The sequence below is a fragment of the Pseudomonas sp. R151218B TE3479 genome (assembly GCF_053629195.1).
Genome location: NZ_JBRJHV010000001.1, coordinates 5,680,463 through 5,695,911 on the forward strand (window position 1 = coordinate 5,680,463; position 15,449 = coordinate 5,695,911).

14 protein-coding genes are annotated in these 15,449 nt (G+C 61.5%); 8 read left to right on the plus strand and 6 right to left on the minus strand.

Annotated elements, in window-relative coordinates:
• Window positions 1-31 precede the first annotated feature (31 nt).
• On the minus strand, window positions 32-2,278 hold the full coding sequence (locus AB7M32_RS24535) for a DNA internalization-related competence protein ComEC/Rec2 (protein WP_454251646.1): 2,247 nt from the start codon (window positions 2,276-2,278) through the stop codon (window positions 32-34).
• 145 nt (window positions 2,279-2,423) lie between these two features.
• Between AB7M32_RS24535 and AB7M32_RS24540 the strand changes: the two genes are divergently transcribed.
• Entirely contained in the window at window positions 2,424-2,939 is a 516-nt protein-coding gene (locus tag AB7M32_RS24540) for a DUF2062 domain-containing protein (protein ID WP_072406352.1), read from the plus strand.
• Between the two features lie 179 nt (window positions 2,940-3,118).
• On the opposite strand, the gene AB7M32_RS24545 is transcribed toward AB7M32_RS24540, so the two are convergent.
• The 4 genes from AB7M32_RS24545 to AB7M32_RS24560 all read right to left on the minus strand — a co-directional run bounded on the left by AB7M32_RS24545 (window position 3,119) and on the right by AB7M32_RS24560 (window position 6,296).
• Window positions 3,119-3,898, minus strand: a complete 780-nt coding sequence (locus AB7M32_RS24545) for an ABC transporter permease (protein ID WP_053124195.1) — start codon at window positions 3,896-3,898, stop codon at window positions 3,119-3,121.
• A gap of 2 nt (window positions 3,899-3,900) precedes the next feature.
• The gene (locus tag AB7M32_RS24550) at window positions 3,901-4,833 is read right to left on the minus strand and encodes an ABC transporter ATP-binding protein (RefSeq protein WP_092168464.1); all 933 of its coding nucleotides are present in this window, start codon (window positions 4,831-4,833) and stop codon (window positions 3,901-3,903) included.
• 135 nt (window positions 4,834-4,968) lie between these two features.
• Window positions 4,969-5,592, minus strand: a complete 624-nt coding sequence (locus AB7M32_RS24555; protein ID WP_454251647.1) for a glutathione S-transferase family protein — start codon at window positions 5,590-5,592, stop codon at window positions 4,969-4,971.
• A 44-nt stretch (window positions 5,593-5,636) separates the two neighbouring features.
• Entirely contained in the window at window positions 5,637-6,296 is a 660-nt protein-coding gene (locus AB7M32_RS24560) for a transglutaminase-like domain-containing protein (protein ID WP_454251648.1), read from the minus strand.
• Between the two features lie 395 nt (window positions 6,297-6,691).
• Between AB7M32_RS24560 and AB7M32_RS24565 the strand changes: the two genes are divergently transcribed.
• Together AB7M32_RS24565 and AB7M32_RS24570 are read left to right on the plus strand one after the other, a co-directional pair.
• Window positions 6,692-9,139 (plus strand): acyl-CoA dehydrogenase, encoded by a 2,448-nt coding sequence (locus AB7M32_RS24565; protein ID WP_454251649.1) that lies wholly within the window; start codon window positions 6,692-6,694, stop codon window positions 9,137-9,139.
• 116 nt (window positions 9,140-9,255) lie between these two features.
• Window positions 9,256-9,663 (plus strand): PA2817 family protein, encoded by a 408-nt coding sequence (locus AB7M32_RS24570; protein WP_003204309.1) that lies wholly within the window; start codon window positions 9,256-9,258, stop codon window positions 9,661-9,663.
• 167 nt (window positions 9,664-9,830) lie between these two features.
• Here the strand turns inward: AB7M32_RS24570 and AB7M32_RS24575 are convergent, their stop codons facing one another.
• Window positions 9,831-10,829, minus strand: a complete 999-nt coding sequence (locus tag AB7M32_RS24575) for a LysR family transcriptional regulator (protein ID WP_454251650.1) — start codon at window positions 10,827-10,829, stop codon at window positions 9,831-9,833.
• 90 nt (window positions 10,830-10,919) lie between these two features.
• Here AB7M32_RS24575 and AB7M32_RS24580 point away from each other — a divergent pair, with 90 nt between their 5' ends.
• The 5 genes from AB7M32_RS24580 to AB7M32_RS24600 all read left to right on the plus strand — a co-directional run bounded on the left by AB7M32_RS24580 (window position 10,920) and on the right by AB7M32_RS24600 (window position 15,428).
• On the plus strand, window positions 10,920-11,546 hold the full coding sequence (locus tag AB7M32_RS24580; RefSeq protein WP_454251651.1) for an alanyl-tRNA editing protein: 627 nt from the start codon (window positions 10,920-10,922) through the stop codon (window positions 11,544-11,546).
• A 66-nt stretch (window positions 11,547-11,612) separates the two neighbouring features.
• Entirely contained in the window at window positions 11,613-12,383 is a 771-nt protein-coding gene (locus tag AB7M32_RS24585) for a 2OG-Fe(II) oxygenase (protein WP_454251652.1), read from the plus strand.
• Between the two features lies 1 nt (window position 12,384).
• A complete protein-coding gene (locus AB7M32_RS24590) occupies window positions 12,385-13,023 on the plus strand; it encodes a LysE family translocator (protein ID WP_454251653.1) in 639 nt (212 codons plus the stop codon).
• Between the two features lie 411 nt (window positions 13,024-13,434).
• Window positions 13,435-14,658 (plus strand): type II and III secretion system protein family protein, encoded by a 1,224-nt coding sequence (locus AB7M32_RS24595; RefSeq protein ID WP_060741210.1) that lies wholly within the window; start codon window positions 13,435-13,437, stop codon window positions 14,656-14,658.
• Window positions 14,659-14,714: 56 nt separating this feature from the next.
• Window positions 14,715-15,428 (plus strand): hypothetical protein, encoded by a 714-nt coding sequence (locus AB7M32_RS24600; RefSeq protein WP_454251654.1) that lies wholly within the window; start codon window positions 14,715-14,717, stop codon window positions 15,426-15,428.
• Window positions 15,429-15,449 lie beyond the last annotated feature (21 nt).

Here is a 15,449-nt window from a genome sequence, read left to right on the forward strand (position 1 = left end):
GCCGATAAGCGCATCAGCCGGTTGCGCTGGATCAATGTTGCCCCGGTGGCCCGACGGCGGGCGGGTCGCGCCAGTAACGTCGATGACCGGCCTCGGTGCGCGGCAACTCGAACGCGCCCAGTTGCAGACGAATGGCGCCCTGCTCGGCGCTGTCGTAGATCGCCAGGCCCGAGCGGCGATAGCGGGCCATCACTTGGGGATGGGGATGACCGAACGCGTTGCCCTGCCCTCGAGAGATCAACACCGAGTGCGGTTTGAGGCGCGACAACAACGCCATCGACGACGAACTGCGACTGCCGTGATGAGGCGCGGCCAGCCAGTGGATCGGTAGCGCCAGGGCCTCGTCGAGCAAGGCACGCTCGGCAGAGGTGTCGATATCGCCGGTCAACAGCAGGCGTTCGCCGCCGGCCTCCACCAGCAGGACGCAGGACTTCTGGTTGCTTTCGACAGCAGATGCCCAGCGCCACAGCTCGAACCCGACGCCATCCCATTCCCAGCGCCTGCCGCTGTCGCAAGGCCCGGCCTGGAGTTCATCGGGCAGCGCGGTGGGATCACCGCTGATGACTTCCATTGTCGGCAGCCCATTGCGCACCGCTTGAGCGCCGCCGGCATGATCGGCGTCGGCATGGCTGAGGAGCATCAGGTCCAAGCCGTGCACACCGAGCTTGCGCAACGTTGGCAGTACGACGCGCTCGCCCACATCGGCCTCGCCAAAGCGCGGCCCGGCGTCGTAAAGCAGGCTGTGATGCCGGGTGCGTACCAGCACCGCCAGCCCTTGGCCCACGTCCAGTTGCCAGACCTCGGCGTGCCCTTGCGGCAGGTGTTCTCGCGGGGGAAACATCATCAGCAGCACCATCGGCCACCCCAGCACACGCAGCGGCACGCCTTTGGGCAGTAGCAGCAAAAAGGCCCCTGAAGCGGCGATGCCCAAGGCCCATGGCGGGACTGCAACGGGGACCCAGGCGGGTATTCGGCCGGCAATCAGCCCCAGCCCTTTGAACAACAGATCGAGCAACCCGCCGGCGATCCACAGCAGGCCTTCGCCGATGAGCGGCACCGGCAACAATGCCGTGCCGAGCAGCGCTGGCGGCAAGACCAGCAGGCTGATCCAGGGCACCGCGAGCAAGTTCACCAGCGGCCCGCTGAGGCTGACCGGCAAGCCCACGATCAACAGCAACGGACACAGGCCGACCGCAACCAGCCACTGGGCACGGGTCCAGGTTTTCCACCAGCGCCAAGGCCCCAGGCGGGCGCCAAAGGTGAACATCAAGATGGCGACGGCCGCAAATGACAACCAGAACCCTGGCCGCAGGCTGGCGAGTGGGTCGAACACCAGCACCCCGACGAAGGCCAGCAGCCATGCCCACCACGGATCCGGCTGTTTGAAACGCAAGCGCCACAGCAACACCAGGCCAATCATTGCGCAGGCCCGTCGAACTGGCACCTCGAAGCCGGCGAGCAAGCCGTAGCCCAGGGCGGCGCAAAAGGCCAGCGCGCAGGCCCAGGGCAACCACGCCAGCCCTGCCGGCCACAGGCCATAACGCGCCGCGCCGGCCACCAACAGATACACCAGGCCGGCCAGCAGACCGATGTGCTGCCCGGAGATCACCAGCAAATGGACGGTGCCGGTGTCTTGCAAAACCTGCCAGTCCTCGCGACTCAGCCCGCCGCCGTCGCCCAGGACCAATGCCGCCAGCGCGCCGGAACGGCCGTGGGCGTCGACCTGTGCCAGCGCTTGGCGCACCCCGTCACGCCAGGCGCCCCGGGCCGCGTGCAGGAGACGCCCGTCCTTGACGGTACCGGTCGCGCCAACGCCACGGCTCAACAACCAGGCGGCATAGTCGAAGCCATGTGGATTCAACAACCCGGCGGGCCGCTTGAGCTTCACCGCCAATCGCCATCGTTCGCCACTGTTGATGGGCGGCCCCCCGAACCAGGCGAGGCGCATCGTTGTCGGTAATCGGGTACGACGTGAATGGGCATCGGCCAGCTCGAAGCGCACCACGCCGTCGCCCTGTTGCGGCAAACCGACGACGCGCCCTTCGACCCAGCGGGTTTCTCCGTCCAGGGCGGCGGGCAATCGATTGTCCAGCGCCCACTGGGCCGACAGGCAGGCCCAGGCCAGCCCGAACAGGAAAAAACCCAGCGGGTAGGTTCGAAACGGCAACACCATCAGCGCCAGCACCGGCATGGCTGTCACCAGCCACAACGGCGGCAGTGCCGGTAAACAAATCGGGGCCAACAACCCCAATGCAAGCGCGACCAACCCTGTGCGCATAAGCCGTCCTTGAGAATGCCCCTTCTTCAGGCATAGACGCTCAGCGGCACCCCTGGCGTTATCAATTGTCACAAAGTCTGAATCTGCCAGTCGTAGAATCCAGACATACTTGCGGCCTTACTGCGTTGAACCGACCGAGAAGCCTATGCCCCGGCGCCTATTCAAACGTTACATGCCAGACCCAGAGAGCATTCGGGAACATAAGTCCTTACGTTTTCTCGGCACCTTGCTGCACGACCCCAACCTTTGGCACCTCAATCGGCACTCCGTGGCCCGGGCGATGGCTGTTGGCCTGTTTGCCGCGTTCTTGCCGATCCCGTTGCAGATGTTGTTGGCCGCCGCGCTGGCCGTCACGGTGCGCGGCAATATGCCGATTGCGGTGAGCCTGGTGTGGCTGACCAATCCGATCACCATGCCGGCGGTGTTTTTCTGCACCTACCAGACCGGCGCCTGGCTGATGGACGTGCCTGCCCGGACACTGCCCGAAGAACTGACCTGGGAATGGATCAGCGGCCAGTTATCCACCTTGTGGCAGCCATTCCTGCTGGGCTCGGTGGTGACCGGCCTGGTGCTCGGCGCCCTGGCCTACTTCATCACCATGAGTTACTGGCGCTGGTGGGTGGCCCGACAGTGGCGGCGGCGCAAGAAAAGCCGGATGTGAGATGCAAAAAAGGCCTCCTGGGAATGGAGGCCTTTTTTGTGGTGCATGGACTGCTTCCACCCCAAATCCCCTGTGGGAGCGAGCTTGCTCGCGAAAGCGGTGGGTCAGCTTGCATTGATGCTGAATGTGCCGCCGTCATCGCGAGCAAGCTCGCTCCCACAGGGGTCAGGGGTTAAAGGTTAGGTGCGCATGCCGCGCCCGCTGACCAGCAACCGCGCGCAGCCGATGTAGAGCACCACGGTGGCCACCAGCATGAAGGTGATGGCGATGCTGATCTTGATGTCCGACACCCCGAGGATGCCGTAGCGGAACGCATTGACCATGTGCAGCACCGGGTTGGCCAGGGAGACGGTCTGCCAGAACGGTGGCAACAAGGAGATCGAGTAGAACACCCCGCCCAGGTAGGTCAGCGGCGTGAGCACGAACGTCGGGATAATTGAAATATCATCAAAGTTGCGCGCAAACACGGCATTGATGAACCCCAGCAGTGAAAAGATCGTGGCCGTGAGCACCACCACCAAGACCGTCACCCCCAGGTGATGCACCTGCAGATCGGTGAAGAACAACGACAGCAGGGTCACGATCAGGCCCACCGCCAGGCCGCGCAGGACACCGCCCAAGGTGTAGCCGATGAGAATCGTATGGGGCGACACCGGCGAGACCATCAACTCTTCGATCGAACGCTGGAACTTGCTGCCGAAGAAACTCGACACCACGTTGCCGTAGGAGTTGGTGATCACCGACATCATGATCAGCCCCGGCACGATGTAGTCCATGTACGTGAAGCCACCCATGTCGCCGATCTGCCGGCCGATCAGGTTACCGAAGATCACGAAGTACAAGACCATGGTGATGGCCGGCGGCAGCAGCGTCTGCGGCCAGATCCGCATGAAACGCCGGACTTCACGGTAAACGATGGTATTGAGGGCGATGAGGTTGGGGCGCAGTTCGGAACTCATGCTCATACCGCCACCTTCGCCAGATTCTTCTCCACCAGGGACACGAACAACTCCTCGAGGCGATTGGTTTTGTTGCGCAGGCTCAGCACTTCAATGTTTTGCAGGGCCAGTTGGGTGAACAACCCGGTGATGCCCACGGCTTTGTCCACCTGCACTTCCAGGGTACGGCTGTCCACCAGGCGGGCCGGATAGCCGATGAGCTGGGGCGCGGTCTTCAGGTCGTGTTTCAGGTCCAGCAGGAAGGTTTCCACATGCAGTTGGCTGAGCAGTTGGCGCATGCTGGTGTTCTCGACAATGGTGCCGTGGTCGATGATGCCGATGTTGCGGCACAACTGCTCAGCCTCTTCCAGGTAGTGGGTGGTGAGGATGATGGTGATGCCTTTCTGGTTCAGCTCGGTCAGGAAGCTCCACATCGAGCGACGCAGTTCGATGTCCACGCCAGCGGTCGGTTCGTCGAGTATCAGCAGGCGCGGCTCATGCACCAGCGCGCGGGCGATCATCAGGCGACGCTTCATGCCGCCGGACAGTGAACGGGACGGCACGTCACGCTTGTCCCACAGACCCAATTGGGTCAGGTACTGCTCGGCGCGCTCGTTGGCGATCTTTGGCGGGATACCGTAGTAACCGGCTTGGGTCACGACGATGTCGAAGGTCTTTTCGAACTGGTTGAAATTGAATTCCTGGGGTACCACGCCGATGCAGCGTTTGAGGGCTGCGGGCTCGCGATCCAGGTCGTGGCCAAAGACGTTCACCGTGCCGCTGGTCTTGTTCACCAAGGTGGAAAGAATGCCGATGGTGGTGGATTTGCCGGCACCGTTAGGGCCGAGCAAGGCGAAGAAATCACCTTCGGCGACGTCCAGATCGATACCACTCAAGGCCTGGAAACCGTTGCCGTAGGTTTTGGTTAGCTGCCGGATGGACAGAGCGGAACTCATATCGGATTACGCACCAAGAAGGGAGGGAAGAAAAGAATAGATAAGGGCGGGCGGCGAGCAATGCAACACGGCGCACCAAGGCAATGGTGCTTGGCGTCGCCGCACAAGTACAGTCAAGTGTGTTGATAGTAGGTATTAAGTCAACGCGGTCATGACGGCTTTGCGGTAGGCCGGGCGCTGCTGCAACCGCGCGTACCAGGCCTGTACGGCAGGCCGCTCGGCGCGCTGGATGGGCATCTCGAACCAGGCATAAATGAAACTGCCCAGGGGAATGTCGCCCATGCCGATTTCATCACCCGACAGGTAAGGCTGTTCGCTCAAGGTCCGCTCGACCATCGCCAGCAAATCGTCGCACTCCTTGATCGCCGCATGGATGGCCGTCCAATCCTGTTGTTCGGCCGGGGTGCGCAAGACGCCCCAGAACACCGTGCGAAACGGTGCGGCAAAGCTGGACGTGGTCCAGTCCATCCATTTTTCAGCCTGGGCCCGGGCCTGTACGTCAGCAGGATACCAGGCCGAACCCGACGCATGACGGGCCGCCAGGTAACGCACGATGGTGTTGGATTCCCACAGCACGAAGCCGTCGTCCTCGATCATCGGCACGCGGCCGTTGGGGTTTTTCGCGCGGTACTCGGGCGTGTCCACCACACCGAACGCCCCACCCGCATCGATGGCCTCGTAGGCCAGCCCCAACTCTTCTGCGCACCATAGTGCCTTGCGCACATTCGATGAATTTTTCCGGCCCCATATCTTCAGCATCACGGCGTCCTCGATGGATAAATGCCGCAGCAGCATACGCCGGATCAGGCGCGACTCAAATCGCCCTGCATGTCGCCGAGCAAGCGCGGCAGCTCTTCGCCGAACAGGTGCGGGTAGCACTTTTCCAGGTGTTCGAAGAAGAATACCTCGGGCACGTCGGCGAACTGGCCATGGTCGGTGATGTACTCCATCAGCTTCGCCCCTTGCCGATTGAACGGGTGGAAGACGCTGTCGTGGCGACCGTCGAATTCGAGCGGGGCCACGTCGAACAACGCGCACAAGCCCTGGTTGAAAGCTGGCGTGGCCTTGACCCAGCGGTCGTTCAGGTACAGCTCGGTATAACCGTGCATGGCGAACACGTCGCTCCTGAGCAACTCCAGCAGACGCGGGGTGGACAGGTGGTTGCGTACATCCGCCAGACCGATACGCGCCGGGATGCCGCAATGCCGGGCGCAGCCGGCCAGCAAGGTGGCCTTGGGCACGCAATAGCTTTCACTCGCCGCCAGCGCGTAACTGCCGCACAGGGTCGCCGGGTCGCGACTGAAGGTATAGGGGTTGTAGCGCACCGCCTCGCGCACGGCGTAATACAGGCTGACCGCCTGGGCCCGCGGGTCGCGCTCGACGCCGCGGTGGGTTTCGGCGAAGTCGATGACCGCGGGATGATCGCTGTCGATGAAGCGGCCGGGGTTCAGATATTGCTGCATAAAGGAAAGGCCTCTGGAAAAAATCACCCCCGCGTAGGAGCTGTCGAGTGCAACGAGGCTGCGATCTTGTCCCAGACAGTTGAATCGCAAGCGAAAGATCAAGATCAAGATCAAGATCAAGATCAAGATCAAAAGATCGCAGCCTTCGGCAGCTCCTACGGAGGGCTTGCCTCGAGTTTATCCACAGCCCCGGCACGGGGATAACGGCATTCCAGCCAAACAATGGCGTTTTCTCACCTTGTTAACGAACGATTTCCCACGGCTGTTGCCAACCAGACTGGCGCAATGCAACCAGGGTTTCCCACGAAATCAATCACATCGCGCCGACTGCCGGTTTTACAGATGCCGTCTAAGCTCTGAAGGTCGGTTTTGCCTTGGTTCACGGAGGATTACATATGCTGTTGTTGTGGATACTGGTCCTGGTTGTCGGGATCGCCTGGCTGGCGCATCGGCGCACCGCCCCGCTGCCCGCACTGGGTATCGTCGCGGTCTACCTGTTGGCCATGGGCTTTTTCAGCCACGCGCCCGGCTGGCTGATGCTGATCCTCTGGGTGGTGCTCGCGGCTATCGCGGCCCCCCTGCTGCTACCGGACCTGCGCCGCAAGTATTTCAGCGCGCCGATGTTCGACTGGTTCCAGAAAACCCTGCCGCCCATGTCCGAAACCGAGCGAGACGCCATCGATGCCGGCACGGTGTGGTGGGATGGCGAACTGTTCAGCGGCCGCCCGGACTGGGACTTGCTGCTGGCCTACCCCAAGGTGCAACTGACCGAGGAAGAGCAGGCGTTCCTCGACGGCCCTACCGAAGCCCTCTGCGCGATGGTCAGCGACTGGCAGATCGGCCAGGCCATGGACCTGCCACCGGAAGCCTGGGCTCATATCAAGGAACACGGGTTCTTCGCGCTGATCATTCCCAAGGAATATGGCGGCAAGGGTTTTTCCGCCTATGCCCACTCCCAGGTCGCGATGAAACTGGCCACACGCAGCGGCGACCTGGCCTCCACCGTGATGGTTCCCAACTCCCTCGGCCCGGCGGAACTGCTGCTGCACTACGGCACCGACGAACAACGCGACCATTACCTGCCGCGACTGGCCCGCGGCGACGATATCCCCTGCTTCGCCCTGACCGGGCCGCTGGCCGGCTCCGACGCCGGGGCGATGCCCGACACCGGCATCATCTGCAAGGGTGAATGGGAGGGCCAGGAAACCCTCGGCCTGCGCCTGAACTGGGAAAAACGCTACATCACCCTCGGCCCGGTGGCCACGCTCCTGGGCCTGGCCTTCAAGGCGTATGACCCCGACCACCTGCTGGGTGACGAAGAAGACCTGGGCATCAGCCTCGCCTTGATTCCCACCGACACCCCAGGTGTGAATATCGGCCGCCGTCACCTGCCCCTGGGCGCCGCGTTCATGAACGGACCGAACTGGGGCAAGGACGTGTTCATCCCGCTGGACTTCCTCATCGGCGGTCAGGCCATGCTCGGCAAGGGCTGGATGATGCTGATGAACTGCCTGTCGGTGGGGCGCTCGATTTCCCTGCCGGCGGTGGGCACCGGCGCTGCGAAGTTCACCAGCCTGGTGACGGGGCAGTACGCCCAGGTGCGCGAACAGTTCAACGTACCGTTGTCGGCGTTCGAAGGTATCCAGGAAGCCATGGCGCGCATCGGCGGCAACGCCTGGTTGATGGACGCGGCACGCATGCTGACCGCCAACGCCGTGGACCTGGGGGAAAAACCTTCGGTGCTGTCGGCCATTCTCAAGTACCACCTGACCGAGCGCGGTCGCGAGTGCATCAGCCACGCCATGGACGTACATGGCGGCAAGGGCATCATCATGGGCCCGAACAATTACCTGGGTCGCAGTTGGCAAGGTGCGCCAATCTTCATTACGGTCGAAGGCGCGAACATTCTGTCGCGCAACCTGATGATCTTCGGCCAGGGCGCCATTCGCTGCCATCCGTTCGTCCTCAAGGAAATGGCCCTGGCAACCCGTGAAGACAAGGACCAGGCGCTGGTCGAGTTCGATGCCTTGTTGCTCAAGCACATCGGTTTCGCCGTCAGCAACGCCGCCAGCACCCTGGTGCTCAACCTGGGCCTGGGGCATTTCGAGAGGGCCCCCGGCAATGCCTTGAGCCAGGGTTACTTCCGTGCCCTCAACCGGCAGGCCGCGGCATTCGCGCTGCTAGCGGACTTGAGCATGATGCTGCTGGGCGGAGAGCTCAAACGCCGCGAACGCTTGTCGGCCCGCCTGGGCGACGTCTTGAGCAACCTGTACCTGGCGTCCGCCGCGCTCAAGCGTTATCACGACCTGGATTCGCCGGACCACATGACGCCGCTGTTCACCTGGGCCATGGAGGAAAGCCTCGGACAGTCGGAACGTGCGCTGGATGAATTGCTGAGCAACTTCCCGAACCGGGTACTGGGTTGCCTGTTGCGCCTGGTGGTATTCCCCTTCGGTCGGCGTCACAAGGGCCCGAGCGACAGGCTCGACGCCGAGGTGGCTGCGGTCATCGGCCGGCCCAAGGGTGACCCGACTCTCGAAGAGTTGCTGCAGGGTTGCTATCGCCCGCAATCGACCGACGATCCGGTGGGTGCCCTGCAACACGCCGCCGACCTGCTGGCGGCCGCCCATCCGCTGCACAAGAAACTGCACGGTGCGTTCAAGCAGGGACAGCTCAATCCGGCGCCTGGCGAACCTCTTATCGATGCAGCCCTGGAGGCTGGCGTGCTGCAAGCCGGTGAAGCACAGACCTTGCGCGCGGCCGAGGCGGCGCGGCGCAAAGTCATCGACGTGGATGATTTCGACAAGGCCGAACTGACGCTGGCGCCAGACAAGGTCCGTTGATACTGACGGCCAGGTACGCCGTCACCTGTAGCTCTTCACCTACAGCTCTTAACCTATAAAAGCGGGCGCAAGGGCTTTATACTCCTGCGCCCGTTTTGCTCTTGAGGACTTATCTCGTGTCCAATGTCGTTGCCGATCACCTTGTCTTGCTTGACCACTTGCGCAGCATCCTGGTCGCCGTGGGTGAGGCCGAACAGGTGCCCGAAGAAAGCCACGCCTTGTTCTTGGAGCGCTTCGACGAGTTGCGCGCGCAATTGCCCGTCGACCCGATTGAAAGCCAGTACCTGGGCCAGGACCTCCTGTGCCAAGTGATTGTCCGTTACCCACAGATCGCCCACCTGGTGCCTCGCGACCTGCTCTGGTACTTCGCCGGTGATTGTCTGCACTACATGCCTGACGAAGAAATCGCCCTGTACCAGGCCCTGGAAGAACGTCGTTTCGAAGCCGAGCAAAACGACGAGCCTTTCGACTGGAACCAGGAAAAGCAACTGCTGGCGATGTCGGACCAGGACAGCAAGCACTGATTGCGATCCGTCATGCAAAAGGCCCGCACGGTTAAACCGGCGGGCCTTTTTTTGGTCTTGCGAAGTGTGTTGCCTGGACGGGCCTCATCGCGAGCAAGCTCGCTCCTACACTGGCTGCGGTTGATCATGACCTTCTGTGGGAGCGAGCTTGCTCGCGATGAGGCCCGTCAGAACAACCCATCACTTTCCGGCAACTCATAGTGCGCCGCGACCTTGCTGGAACGCTCCCCTCCCCCCACCTTGTTCAAGGTCGGCTCCTTCGCCAGGCACTCCACCAGATAATCAATGAACACCCGCAGCTTCGGTGGCAGGTAGCGGGTCGGCGAATGCAGCAACCACAAGCCACCGTGGTACGAAGCGAGGAACGTCCAGTCGGCCAACACTTGCACGATCAAGCCCTGTTCCAAGGCATGGCGGGCGGTGAAGTACGGCAGGCTACCGATGCCGATGTGCTGCAAGACCGCCCCCAACCGCACCCCCGTGTGATTGGCCGCGTAGCGTCCGCGCACGCCTACGGTGACCGACTTGCTGCCTTTCTTGAATTTCCAACGCGCGTCATTGGGCGTTTCGCCCAAGTAAATGCAACTGTGCTCCAGCAAATCGTGGGGATGCGTGGGAACACCGTGTTCCGCCAGGTATTGCGGCGTGGCGCAGAGCAGGTGGTCAATGGTCAGCAGCTGGCGCCCCACCAGCCCGGCTGATGGTTGATCGGTAATCCGGATGGCCAAGTCGACGTGATCATCAATCAGGTCGACCTGCCGATCCTCCAGGAACAACTCCACATCGACCTTCGGATAACGCCGCAAAAATTCAGGCATGTGCGGATGAATCACGAAACGCCCCACTGCCTTGGGCACGCTGACGCGAATGCGCCCTTCCGCTTCCTGGGTGAACTGGCCGCTGATTTCCATCACCGACCGAGCGGCGGCGACCATCTCCTGGCAGCGCTTGAACACCTCTTCCCCGCCATCGCTCAAACGCAACTTGCGGGTGGTGCGCTGCAGCAATCGGGTCGCCAGGGCTTTCTCCAGGCGAGAAATGCTGCGGCTGATGGCCGAAGGCGACGAGCCCGACTGACGGGCCGCTTCGGAGAAGCTGCCGGTCTCCACAACCTTGACGAAGATCGCCATTTCGGCGAGCAACGGCAACGGTAGATTTGTGCTCATGGCGCAACAGTCCTTTGAAATTTGAACGGATTATCACCCTTTTACACCCTACCTATAATCCCGTCACAATTTCTGATGTGGGTATGGACCATGACGCTTCGCCTTTTTTTCCATAGCGATGACCTCAAGGCCAACGTGGAAGTCCTGGACTGCAGCCCCCTGGAAAACGAATTCGCCGTGGTGCTGCGCGCCACCCTGTTCCACCCCCAGGGCGGCGGTCAGCCCTGCGACACCGGATGGATCGGCGACAGCCAAGTACTGCGCGTCGTTCAGGACGGGCAACAGATCATTCATTACGTCGACCGCCCAGTAGCCCCCGGCATGGCCGCGATCCGCGTGGATGAGCAGCGGCGGCTGCTGAATTCACGCCTGCACTCGGCCGGGCACCTGATCGGCCATTTTGCCGAAAGCCGTGGCTGGAAACCGATCAAGGCCCACCACTGGCCCGGCGAAAGCCGTGTGCAGTTCCAGCCTGGGGAACGTCCCGAGGAGCTGGACACATCGATCATCCAGCAGGGCATCGATGCTTGGATCGCCGAAGACTTGCCTCGCCTGATCGCACTTCGCCAAGGCACCCGGGAAGTCGGTTTCGGTGAGCTGACGGCTTATGGCTGCGGCGGCACCCATGTGCGACGGCTGCGAGAACTGGGAGCCGTCACCATCGCCTCGCTTTCGCAAAAGAAAGGCACGTTGTCGGTGCATTACCACGTGGGCTGATACCCGCCGCCCTTGCGACCAGGAACCGCTCGCAGGCCCCTCCCCCTATTCAGACGGACCTGTCTCATGATGCTTGATGTCGAGCACCTCGATCAGTGGTGCATCAAGAAACTGATAGATGGCGAAGTGCTCGCCGTGCGTTTGAAAAACTTCCTGTCGCAATCGTTGGCCATCGAAATTGGCAACAAGATCCTTGCCCCCGGTTTCGAAGGTTATATCAACGCCCCCAGCATCGGGCGCATCGGCATGGCCTTCTACGAAGCCGAGAATCAGCCGCCACTGATCGAGGACTACTTCAGCCAGGCCGGTCGCAATATCGTCGAGCTGCGCAACCGCTGTGCCCCCTACTCCTCGCCGGTCGACATGTTGCGCTGCATGCTCGACGAAACCTGGCCGGCGGGAGCACACCTGGAAAGCCTTTATGGCCGGAAGATGTACGTAGGCCTGTCTCGCGTGGTGAAACCCGGCGTGTGCTTCCTGGCCCATCACGATATTTTCGCCAAGGATGCACCCGACAGTTTTCAGGCCCACAGCCTGCAAGCCCAGCTCGCCTGCAACGTCTACCTCAACATGCCCGCTGAAGGTGGCGCGCTGCAAATGTGGGATAAGCATGTCTCGCCAGACCTGTTCGATGAAATGCGTGGCGACAGCTACGGCATCGACCCCGCCCTGCTCGGCCGCCCAACCCTGGAAGTACGACCGCAACCCGGCGACTTCATCATGTTCAATTCGCGATGCATGCATTCGGTCAGCCCCGGTGTGGCCGCCCCACGCCTGAGCCTTTCTTTTTTTGTCGGTTATCGCGGCGACTCCTCGCCCCTGACCTTTTGGAGCTGAAATGCTATCCAACTACCTTGGTGAATTCCTGACCCTGGCCACCTTGCACTTTCTGGCGGTGGTCGCGCCCGGTCCGGATTTCGCCGTGACGATTCGCCAGAGCGTTCGCTTCGGCCGATGGGTCGGTATCTGCACTGCGCTGGGCATTGGTGCCGGCATCTCGGTGCATGTCATCTACACCTTGCTCGGCGTCGGCGCGCTGATGCACACCACTGCGTGGTTACTGACCGCCGCCAAGGTCGTGGGCGGCGCCTACATTCTCTACCTGGGCATCAGCCTGCTGCGTAGCCAACCCAAGTCTTCCCTGGAAAAAGAACAGAACAACGAACAGGCTGCTACCGGACAAACGCCCTTCAAGGCCTTTGTCACCGGTTTCCTGACCAACGCCACCAACCCCAAGGCCACGCTGTTTTTCCTGGCGATCTTCACCACTTTGATCAGCGCGACGACACCGCTGCAGATCCAGGCGTTGTATGGGATCTGGATGTGCATGGTGAATGCATTGTGGTTTGTCGTCGTGGCGCTGTTTTTTTCCAGCGCCAAGGTGCGGGAAGTCTTCATGCGCATGGGCCACTGGTTCGAGCGGACCATGGGGGTGGTGCTGATTCTTTTTGCCGGACGGCTGATCCTTTCCATGTGAACTCGTCAGCCGAAAACCGCACAAAAAGACATATTATTGACGATGACTTGATTGGTTTTTTCCTTCCGTCAGCTTTTAGTCATTTTTTTGTCCTCGGGCGTGGCGCTTTGCCATGCTTGAACTAACGTGAAACACAAGCGAGGACGGGCCGGCAAAAAAGGGCCCCCAGCGACCTGATCGATACTGTCACTGCCCTCGACCATTCCCGGGTGTTCCGGGGCTCAGAAAGGTTGTTCGCAAGCTGCCTGTCGTTCAGTCGGGCCGGAGTGATGCGCCCGTTTGCTGGTAGCGACGAGGCCTGAAGCCGGCATCCATGAAAGATCTGGCGAGATGGAAAGGGGCAGCCCGGGCCTCTTAAGTGATCCGAGGCAATGGTAAGCCTAGGGATGGCCTCTTATTGAGGATCACTTCATGACCCAGCGCACCGCCCCCGTTTTAAAACATTTCATTCATGGTCTGTTCTGGATGGGCCTTGGCCTGGATGCGGCTCAGGCCGCAGCGGCAAATTGTTCGCAACTGGACAATTTGCCGGCGACCTTCGAGGTCGGCCAAGGGCTCCAGAGCGAATTGCGTATCCTCGCCCCCGTGACGAAATTGGCTGTCGGCGACCCGAAAATTGCCGATGTGCAACCCAGTGGCAGCGATGCCTTCATCCTCACGGGCCTGGCGCCCGGCGCCACCAGCCTGATGGTCTGGACCGACTGTTCGAAAATACCGCGCCAGAGCATGGTCTTTGTCAAAGGCCGGGCCACTGAGGCGCTGACGGGCGCCGCGAGCATGCCTTCCGAAGACCCGATGCTGCTCGCCCAGGTACAGACCGACATCCGTTTCGTTGAAGTCAGCCGGACCAAGCTCAAGGAAGCCTCGACGTCGATTTTCGGCAGCCGTGGCAATTTCCTGTTCGGCTCGCCGAGGACCTTGCCCACCATCGGCGGTGTTGTTCGGCCTTCATTGCCGGTCAATAACGACATGTTCAACCTGTCTTTCGCCACCGGTAAGACCCTGTTGATGATCAACGCTCTGGAAGGCAGCGGTTTTGCCTATACCCTGGCGCGGCCGAGCCTGGTGGCCCTCAGCGGGCAGAGCGCGAGTTTCCTGGCCGGCGGCGAAGTGCCGATCCCGGTACCCAGTGCCGGCAGCGACAATGTGTCCATCGAGTACAAGGAATTCGGTATTCGCCTGACCCTGACCCCCACCGTCATCGGCAAGAATCGCATCGCCTTGAAGGTGGCACCGGAAGTCAGTGAGCTGGATTTCACCAACGCGGTGAACATCGCCGGGACATTGGTGCCAGCACTCACCGTGCGCCGTACCGATACCAGCATCGCCCTGGCCGATGGCGAAAGTTTCGTCATCAGCGGCCTGATCAGCACCCGCAACAGCGCCCAGGTAAACAAGTTTCCAGGGCTGGGCGACGTGCCGATTCTCGGCGCATTCTTTCGTGACAACTCCATCAACCGCGAAGAGCGCGAACTGCTGATGATCGTCACGCCGCACCTGGTCCAACCGTTGGCGGCCGACGCGCAACTGCCGACCTTGCCGGGTGAGCAACTGCGCAATTACGACCCGAATTTCTACCGCATGTACTTCCTCGAACATGGCGAGTTCGACAACCGCAGTGGGCTTTCCCAATGAGCCGGCGCCGGGTGTGCAACGCGTGCGACGTCCAACGGTTCGCCAAGGGGTATTCCATGAAAACAGTGATCGCATTAGCGGCGACCTTGATGCTTGCCGGTTGTGCCAGCAACGGCGTGGTGGCTTCACGCACGGCCGATTGCGCCAAGCCCGGAGCCGACCAGGAACTGGCCTTGAACATGGCCGAAGACATGGCCAACGAGGGCCGTTTATACGCCAGCCTGGCGAACCTCGAACGCTTGCCCGAGGACTTGGTCCAGGTCCGTCTGCGCAAGGCTCGGGTACTGCGTCTGATGGGCCGCAACGAGGCCGAACCGTTGTACAAAAGCCTGCTGGGGACATGCCTGGCTGCTGACGGTGAACATGGCCTGGGTCAGTTGGCGGCTGCCAAGAATGACAATGCGGCCGCGACGCAATACCTCGAACACGCCGCGAAAATGGCCCCGACCGAGGGCAAGATCCGTAATGACCTGGGGGTCGTCTACCTCAATCAGCGACGCATTTCAGAAGCCCGCTTCGAGTTCATGACCGCCATGGAGCTCCAGCAGTCCGACACCCTGGCCGCGCTCAACATGGTGACGCTGCTGATTTACCAGGACAACTGGAAGCAGGCCGCCGAGCTCGCGAACATGGCCAAGCTCAGCCCCCAGCAAGTGGCAGATGCCCAAGCCCGTGCGGAAAAAATCAGGGGTTCGGCCAGTCAGGCAGCGACGTCACCCGCCAACCACCTGACCGAGGTCGTCGATGCATCAACCGGCGCGGTCAAGTAGAGCGTTACGAGGAGTACAAGA